This window comes from Helcobacillus sp. ACRRO (assembly GCF_022347125.1).
Lineage (GTDB): Bacteria > Actinomycetota > Actinomycetes > Actinomycetales > Dermabacteraceae > Helcobacillus > Helcobacillus massiliensis.
The window spans coordinates 1-7,480 of the sequence record NZ_JAKRNG010000049.1; the positions used below are offsets into that span (position 1 = coordinate 1).

At 71.6% G+C, this 7,480-nt stretch carries 9 protein-coding genes; 6 read left to right on the forward strand and 3 right to left on the reverse strand.

Features of this window, described 5'->3' with window-relative positions:
* On the forward strand, positions 1-1,005 hold a 1,005-nt coding region (locus MHY20_RS11250; RefSeq protein WP_275436812.1), incomplete at its 5' end, for a CPBP family intramembrane glutamic endopeptidase.
* A 68-nt stretch (positions 1,006-1,073) separates the two neighbouring features.
* On the opposite strand, the gene MHY20_RS11255 is transcribed toward MHY20_RS11250, so the two are convergent.
* Positions 1,074-1,946 (reverse strand): alkane 1-monooxygenase, encoded by an 873-nt coding sequence (locus MHY20_RS11255; protein ID WP_239376844.1) that lies wholly within the window; start codon positions 1,944-1,946, stop codon positions 1,074-1,076.
* Positions 1,947-2,004: 58 nt separating this feature from the next.
* Here MHY20_RS11255 and MHY20_RS11260 point away from each other — a divergent pair, with 58 nt between their 5' ends.
* The 4 genes from MHY20_RS11260 (at position 2,005) to MHY20_RS11275 (ending at position 5,279) form a co-directional block, all read left to right on the forward strand.
* The gene (locus tag MHY20_RS11260; RefSeq protein ID WP_007321357.1) at positions 2,005-2,547 is read left to right on the forward strand and encodes a hypothetical protein; all 543 of its coding nucleotides are present in this window, start codon (positions 2,005-2,007) and stop codon (positions 2,545-2,547) included.
* Between the two features lie 87 nt (positions 2,548-2,634).
* Complete coding sequence (locus MHY20_RS11265; RefSeq protein ID WP_183377145.1) at positions 2,635-3,003, forward strand: metalloregulator ArsR/SmtB family transcription factor; 369 nt, start codon at positions 2,635-2,637, stop codon at positions 3,001-3,003.
* On the forward strand, positions 3,000-4,964 hold the full coding sequence (locus MHY20_RS11270; RefSeq protein WP_239376849.1) for a cation-translocating P-type ATPase: 1,965 nt from the start codon (positions 3,000-3,002) through the stop codon (positions 4,962-4,964). The genes MHY20_RS11265 and MHY20_RS11270 overlap by 4 nt, the downstream gene beginning before the upstream one ends.
* Positions 4,965-4,976: 12 nt before the next feature.
* The gene (locus MHY20_RS11275; protein ID WP_007321360.1) at positions 4,977-5,279 is read left to right on the forward strand and encodes a hypothetical protein; all 303 of its coding nucleotides are present in this window, start codon (positions 4,977-4,979) and stop codon (positions 5,277-5,279) included.
* Between the two features lie 148 nt (positions 5,280-5,427).
* Here the strand turns inward: MHY20_RS11275 and MHY20_RS11280 are convergent, their stop codons facing one another.
* Together MHY20_RS11280 and MHY20_RS11285 are read right to left on the reverse strand one after the other, a co-directional pair.
* A complete protein-coding gene (locus MHY20_RS11280) occupies positions 5,428-5,679 on the reverse strand; it encodes an LLM class flavin-dependent oxidoreductase (RefSeq protein ID WP_343217761.1) in 252 nt (83 codons plus the stop codon).
* A gap of 92 nt (positions 5,680-5,771) precedes the next feature.
* Positions 5,772-6,317, reverse strand: a complete 546-nt coding sequence (locus MHY20_RS11285) for an SRPBCC domain-containing protein (protein WP_239376846.1) — start codon at positions 6,315-6,317, stop codon at positions 5,772-5,774.
* Positions 6,318-6,518: 201 nt separating this feature from the next.
* Between MHY20_RS11285 and MHY20_RS11290 the strand changes: the two genes are divergently transcribed.
* Positions 6,519-7,346, forward strand: a complete 828-nt coding sequence (locus MHY20_RS11290; RefSeq protein ID WP_239376847.1) for a glycerophosphodiester phosphodiesterase family protein — start codon at positions 6,519-6,521, stop codon at positions 7,344-7,346.
* The last annotated feature ends 134 nt before the right edge of the window (positions 7,347-7,480 follow it).

Below are 7,480 nucleotides of genomic sequence, written 5' to 3' on the forward strand. Positions count from 1 at the left end.
GCCCCCACCGGCGCCGCCGCCACCGGCATCCACGGCCCCATCCCCGACCGCACCACCGTCGCGTGGGGACCCGTCGCCGTGTTCATCGCCATCGCCTACGGCCTCGGCTGGCTCGTCATGCTGCCGCTGCACCTCGGCGAGAACGGCCTGAACACCGTCGGCGCGTGGCTGCCCGTCCTCCTGCCGGTGCTGCTGATGTTCACCCCCGCCATCGCCGCCCTCATCGTCACCTTCACCATGAAGCGGCCCGGGAAGAACCGCCTGCGGGACCTCGGCATCTGGCCGCTGCAGCCGTGGAAGCGCACGGTCGGCGTCACCCTCGCCGCCTTCGTCGGCATGTGGCTGCTGCTGCTCGCCCTGCCGTTCGTCACCGCCGCGGTCGGCCTGGTGAAGCTCGACCTCCAGGACTATTCGATGGCCGCGCGGATGATCCCGCCGGGCACCCCCATGGACCCCGCGCTGCTCGCCTGGATGCAGATCCTCGCCGCGCCGCTGAACGCCCTCATCGTCATCCTCATCCCCGCGCTCGGCGAAGAGATCGGCTGGCGCGGCTGGCTCCTGCCCCGCCTGCGCCCCCTCGGCGTGTGGCCCGCGCTGATCCTCTCCGGCGCGATCTGGGGAGTGTGGCACGCACCGATCACCCTGCTCGGCCACAACTACGGGCTGTACGACCTGCGCGGTGTGGGCCTGATGACGATCTTCTGCATCCTCATGGGCTCTCTGCTCGGCTTCCTGCGGCTGCGCACCGGCTCCGTGTGGCCCGCCGTGTTCGCGCACGCCTCCCTCAACGCCTCCGCCGGCGCACTGATCCTGCTCGGCGACGCCGAACACCCGCCGAACATGATCCTCGCCGGGCCCGCGGGCGTGCCGATGTGGGCGGCGCTCGCGGTCATCCTCGCCGTGCTCGCCGCGACCGGGCAGTTCCGCAAGGAGGGCCAGCTCGCCGGCCGGCCCCCGGCGCCGACGCCGCCCGGACCACCGGCATCGCCGTCGCCGACCGTTTGATGCGTTTCAGCGCCCTCGATCGGGATCAAGAGCGCTGAAACGCATGGAACCCGTCGGCCGACGGGGCCTCACACCCCGTAGGCGCTGAGCTCCTCGCGGGTGTACCCCGTCGCCGGCCCCTCGGTCGCGGGCACCCAGCCGAGCTCGGGCGCCACGTACCTCGCGAACGACTCCAGCACGTGCGCGTTGCAGTCCACGCCGAGCTGCGAGGGGATGGTCAGCATGAGGGTGTCGGCCATCATCACGGCCTCGTCCTGCTTCAGCTGCTCCACCAGCTTGTCCGGCTCGTCCGCGTACGACTTCCCGAACGTGGAGCGCAGCCCGTCGATCACGCCGATCTGGTCGTGCGACTCGCCGGCGCGCAGCCCGAAGAAGCGGCGGTCCTGGTCGCTGACCAGCGGAAAGATCGAACGGGACACCGACGTCCGGGGCGTGAAGCCATGCCCCTCCTCCCGGAACGCCCGATGGTAGGCGCGCAGCTGCTCCGCCTGAAGTGAGGCGAACGCATCGCCCGTCGCCTCCGTCAGCAGAGTGGAGCTCATCAGGTTCACGCCCATCCGTCCGGCGTTGACAGCGGTCTCGCGCGACCCGGCGCCCCACCAGATCCGCTGCGCGGCGGTGGGGGAGTGCGGCTCGAGGCGAAGCAGGCCGTTCTCACCAGCGGGTGCGGGTGGGAATCCGAAGGACATTCCGGCCGACGGGGCCATCCCTTCGCCGCGCAGGGCCCGCAGGTAGAGGTCGAACTTGTTGCGGGCGATGTCGGCGCCGCGCGGGTCGGTGGAGCCGGTGTAGCCGAACGCCTCCCATCCGCGGTCGGCGGGTTCGGGGGAGCCGCGGGAGATGCCGAGGGCGATGCGGCCGCCGGCGATGATGTCCAGCGCGGCGGTCTCCTCCGCGAGGATCGCGAGTATCGAGAGCAGGCAGAACGAGATCGCGAGCACGCTCGGCGAGTTCGCGCAGAGTCTCAACGGCGAGAGCTTGAACGCCGCGTCGCGGAGCTTGGTCGCGGAGGCGCAGAAGAATCGCGCGGCTACGGCCTCGGCGATTGAGGGGCTCAAGGCGCAGGCCGCGGCGAACCAGAAGCTCTTGAGCCAGGTCGGCGGCGCGGTGCAGCGGATCGAGAAGCGCACCGAGGAACGGGTCGAGAAGGCTGTCGAGCAGGTCGCCGGGGAGGCTTCGACCACGATGACCGCGAACCTCGATGCGTCGAACGAACGGGCCGAGCGGATCATCGCGGCGACGGCGAAGCTGGAAGCGCGTCAGCTCTGGTCGGCGGCCGCGGCGATGTGCCTCGCCCTCCTGCCGGTGGTCGTGGTCGTCGCCGGGCTTTGGATGGGTATCGCCGGGCTCATCACCGGCGCTCAGTGGGCGCTGGACGTGGACGGGAGCGTGTGGCTCGGCATCGGGCGGTGGCTCGCGGTCGGCGCTGGCCTTGCCGGGTCCGGCTACGGGCTCTTCGCGTCCGTCCGGTGGGCCGCCGGTCTCGTGGAGACGTGGAAGGGCCGCGGGATGCCGACGTGGCCGAGCTGGCGCAAGAGGTGACCGTGATTCCCGAGGGCAAGCGCGCGGAGCGCGTGCGGCAGCCCTGCAACTGGACGATAGGTCAGCACACACTGTATAGTTCAGTGCATGCTGACTATTGCTTCGCGCCTCGACGTCATGAACCGGCTGGGCCGGGCCATGGCGGACCCGACGCGCTCCAAGATACTGATGTCCCTGCTCGACGGCCCGAGCCACCCCGCCGTGCTCTCGCGCGAGTTGGGGCTGACGCGGTCGAACGTGTCGAACCACCTAACCTGCCTGCGCGACTGCGGGATCGTGGTCGCCGAGCCCGAGGGCCGCCAGACCCGCTACGAGATCGCCGACCCACACCTGGCCGCGGCGCTGACGGCGCTGGTGGACGTCACGCTCGCGGTGGACGAGAGCGCGCCGTGCATCGACCCGCACTGTTCGGTGCCCGGCTGCTGCGCCGCGACCGGTTCAGGGGACGCCTCGTGAGCGCCGCCTGCGGCTGCGACGAGCCGACCACCAGTGCCGCCGAAGAGGCCGAGGAGGCCGAGCGCCCGTGGTGGCGCGATCCGGGTCTGGTGGTGCCGATCCTCTCCGGCGTCGCGTTCGGCATCGGCCTGTTGCTGGAGTGGTTGGGGCTGCACGTCGCGGCGCTGGTCGCGTTCTGGGCGGGCCTGCTGCTGGGCGCGTACACGTTCGCGCCCGGCGCGCTGCGGAACCTGTTCGTCAAGCGGAAGCTGGGGATCGCGCTGCTGATGACGATCAGCGCCGTCGGCGCGGTCATCCTCGGCTACGTCGAAGAGGCCGCCGCGCTGGCGTTCCTGTACTCGATCGCCGAGGCCCTGGAAGACAAGGCGATGGACCGCGCCCGCGGCGGCCTGCGCGCGCTGCTCAAGCTCGTGCCGGAGACCGCCACCGTGCTGCGCGACGGTGCCTCGGTCGAGATCCCGGCGAAGGAGATCGCCGTCGGCGACGTGCTGCTGGTCCGCCCGGGCGAGCGGGTCGCGACCGACGGCCTGGTCCGCGTTGGCCGCTCCAGTCTGGACACGTCGGCGATCACCGGCGAGTCGATCCCGGTCGAGGTCGCGCCCGATGATGCAGTGTCGGCGGGCGCGATCAACACCGCCGGAGTCCTGGAGGTCGAGGCGACCGCGGCGGGCACCGACAACTCGCTGACCACCATTGTGGAGCTGGTCGAGCAGGCCCAGGCCGAGAAGGGCGACCGGGCCCGCATCGCCGACCGGATCGCCCGCCCGCTGGTGCCCGGCGTGATGGTCCTCGCCGTCCTTGTCGGCGTGCTCGGCTCGCTGCTCGGCGACCCCGAGACCTGGATCACCCGCGCCCTGGTCGTCCTCGTCGCCGCCAGCCCGTGCGCGCTGGCGATCGCGGTGCCCGTCACCGTGGTCTCCGCGGTCGGCGCGGCGACGAAGTTCGGCGTCGTCATCAAGAGCGGTGCCGCCTTCGAGCGCCTCGGCGGCATCCGCCACCTCGCCGTCGACAAGACCGGCACCCTGACCCGCAACCGGCCCGAGGTCACCGCCGTCGTCGCCGCCGACGGGTTCGACGACGCCCAGGTGCTCGCCTGGGCAGCGGCCGTGGAGCAGCACTCGACGCACCCGCTCGCCGCCGCCATCGCCGCCGCGGGCCAAGGAGCGCCCGCCGCGCAGGACGTGACGGAGGAGGCCGGGCACGGCATTGGCGGCATGGTGGACGGCCGCCGGGTGACGGTGGGCAGCCCCCGCTGGATCGACGCGGGGCCGCTCAAGGCCCGGGTCGAGGACCTGGAGGCCGAGGGCCAGACTTGCGTGCTCGTGGCCGTCGACGGCGAACTGGCCGGGGCGATCGGCGTCCGCGACGAGCTGCGCCCCGAGGTCCCCGAGGTCGTGCGCACGCTGCGGGCCCAGGGCGTCGAGGTGAGCATGCTCACCGGCGACAACGCCCGCACCGCGCACGCGCTCGCGCAGCTCGCTGGGATCGGCGACGTGCACGCCGAGCTGCGGCCCGAGGACAAGGCCCGCATCGTCGCCCAGCTCTCTAAGGCCTCGCCGACGGCGATGATCGGCGACGGCATCAACGACGCCCCCGCCCTGGCCGGTGCGACCGTGGGCATCGCGATGGGCGCGACCGGATCCGACGCCGCGATCGAGTCCGCCGACGTCGCCTTCACCGGTCACGACCTCGGCCTGATCCCGCAGGCTCTGCGGCACGCCCGCCGAGGCCGGGCGATCATGAACCAGAACATTGTGCTGTCCCTGGCGATCATCACCGTGCTGCTGCCGCTGGCCATCACCGGCGTGCTCGGCCTGGCCGCAGTCGTCCTCGTCCACGAAGTCGCCGAGGTCGTCGTCATCGCCAACGGGCTGCGCGCCGCGCGTGCCCGCAAGAGCCAAGCGGCGGCTGCGTCGCCTGAGACGGCGTCACCGGCCGCGGTCCGCGCGGACAGAGCCTGAGAGGAGTGGATCGTGGAGATCACGTTGCAGTACTTCGACGGGTGCCCGAACTGGGAGGTGCTCGACCGGCGGCTCACCGAGGCCCTCGACGGCCGATCGGACGTCCGCGTCGTGCATCAGCGAGTCGAGACTGCCGAGGACGCCGCCCGCCTCGGGTTCCACGGGTCCCCGACCGTCCTCATTGACGGCTCCGACCCCTTCGCCGACGAGCACACGCCGGTGGGGCTCGCCTGTCGAGTGTTCCGCACTCCTGCCGGGCTGGCTGGTTCGCCCACCGTCGATCAGCTGCGCGAAGTACTCGATGCGCCTCTATGAGGGTTGAGCACCGCCGGGTTGCGCGATCATCGCACCGACGCTCAGCGCAGGAAGAGCCGCCTTCATCGAAAACCAGCCAGGATTGCCGTCAACGTTGTGCTGTAGAGCGCGCCGACGCTGACAACAAGTGCTACAACCCAGGCATGCGCTAGCGCATGTCGATGACGCCGGTGCCGACCTCGATGTGCTTCGTGGTGGCGGCGATCGCGCTGAGCAGCGGGATCGGTGCGCCTGCCCGCGGTGCGAAGTGGTGGACGCGGAAGTAGGCGCCGTTCACGCCGAGGTCATCGGCTGCCTGGGCGATGCCGATGGCGTCGTGGAGCATGCCGGACGCGTCGGGCATGCCGCCGCGGCCGTGCGGGTCGTAGTGGCCGAAGCTGAGGAATCCGAAGCTCTTCATGGCCTCACCCTACACGTGGATGATTGAAGCTTCAATCAAAAGCAAGGCGTGGGGCTGGGGCGAGGGTGCCATCCTCACCCCGCGCCCAACCCTCATCCGAACGGCAGCTCGGAGGACTGGCCGGGCAGTTCACCCACGTACTTCTTCTGCAGGTCCCGCCATCCGTGCTTCACCGCATCATCGCCCACGATCCGCTCCTGCTCCTGGCCCGCGAGCAGCGCATCGAGCACACCGAAGCACACCTGCCAGCCCGCCGCATACATCGACGCGTACTCCGGCTGCATCAGCTCCATCGTGCAGCTCAGCGTGTGCCCCTCCGGTGAGACCGCCCAGGTCAGCCGGTCCTCACCCCACCGGTGCACCAGCTCCTGCGCCGGCGCCACCCGGATCACATCGGACGTGAACCCGGCATCGCCCTCGTGCTCGTGCGCGGTGTACGAGCCCACCTCGGTGAGGGGCCGCTCCGGCACGATCGGCGACCACTGCGCCAGGCGCTCCGGCTGGGTGATGAACTGCCACAGCACGTCCTGCGAGGTCGGCGTGGACGGCCGGTAGCGGAGTGTGAGGAACTCGGGGCCGCGCGGGGCGTCCATCGATGCCGCATAGTCAAGGGTCTGGATGCGCTCGTTGATGTCCATGCGGCCACCCTACCGGCACGTGACCCCCGTCACTGACAGCCCAGCGGCGGGTGACGTCCCGGTGTCCCGGCGGTGCACCCGCGGCGAGGACTCGATCAACACTCGGCACACGACCGTCCGAACCGCCAGGGGAGGGGCCGACGCGCCCCTAACCTGGCCATGTCCACGCCCCGGAGGCTCCCCTTCGACGAACGGACCGCCATGAGCCACGCGCTGTCCATACGACCCGCGACCGCACCCGTCGGCCCCGCCGCCCTCACCGGCGGACGAGCGCCGGCCGCCGCGCACACGCCCGCTGGCCCGCCGCGCATCGTCGCCCACCGCGGCGGCGCCCTCCTCGCCCCCGAGAACACCATGGCCGCCTTCCGCGCCGGCCTCGCCGCGGGCGCTCGCACTCTCGAATGCGACGTCCGGCTCACCCGCGACGGCCACCTCGCCGTCCACCACGACGACACCATCACCCGCATGGCCGCCCCCACCAGTGTCCGCACCCGCGGCCGCATCGCCGACCTCACCCGCGCCCAGCTGGAGCAGGTGGAGCTTCGCGGCGGGCACCGCATCCCGTTCCTCGAGGACGTGCTCGCGCTCGCGGGCGCCGCCGGCGCCTCCGTCTACATCGAAGTGAAGGTCGCCGCCGCCGCTGAACCGGTGGCCCGCATGATCCAAGAGATGCGCACCGGCGAAGCGGCCCACGCCGGTGACGCCGTCATCTCCTTCCACCCGGATGCCCTCCAGGTGGTGGGGCGGATCCTGCCTGATGTGGACCGCTCCTTCTTGGTGCACTGGACCCGTCGGGCCGCGTTCGACGTCATCGAGTCCGTCGGCGCGCGCTGGCTCGGCGCCCGCATCGATGGGATCCGCTCCGGCGCCGTCACCGAAGCGCACCGTCGGGGCCTGCGCGTCAACGTGTGGACCGTGAACTCGCACCGGCAGCTGTCCCGCGCGCTCGCCAGCGGCGCCGACACCGTCACCACCGACGACCCGCACTGGGCCGCCCGCCGCCTCGGCCTCGGCTCCGCCGCGCACTGACGCGGCGCACGCAGCCGGGGGGTGTCCCTATGTTTCGAGTCAAGCCGCGAGAGCGGTCGGCTCGGGGGTAGGGGCGGTTGTCGGTGGCTGGTAGTAGGTGCCGTCGCGGAGCATGGCGTAGATGACGTTGCAGC

Excerpts from the sequence above, each read along its gene's own strand:
- MHY20_RS11290 (WP_239376847.1), top strand. The coding sequence starts at position 6,519 with ATGAGCCACGCGCTGTCCATACGACCCGCGACCGCACCCGTCGGCCCC.
- MHY20_RS11265 (WP_183377145.1), top strand. The coding sequence starts at position 2,635 with ATGCTGACTATTGCTTCGCGCCTCGACGTCATGAACCGGCTGGGCCGG.
- MHY20_RS11280 (WP_343217761.1), bottom strand. The coding sequence starts at position 5,679 with ATGAAGAGCTTCGGATTCCTCAGCTTCGGCCACTACGACCCGCACGGC.
- MHY20_RS11285 (WP_239376846.1), bottom strand. The coding sequence starts at position 6,317 with ATGGACATCAACGAGCGCATCCAGACCCTTGACTATGCGGCATCGATG.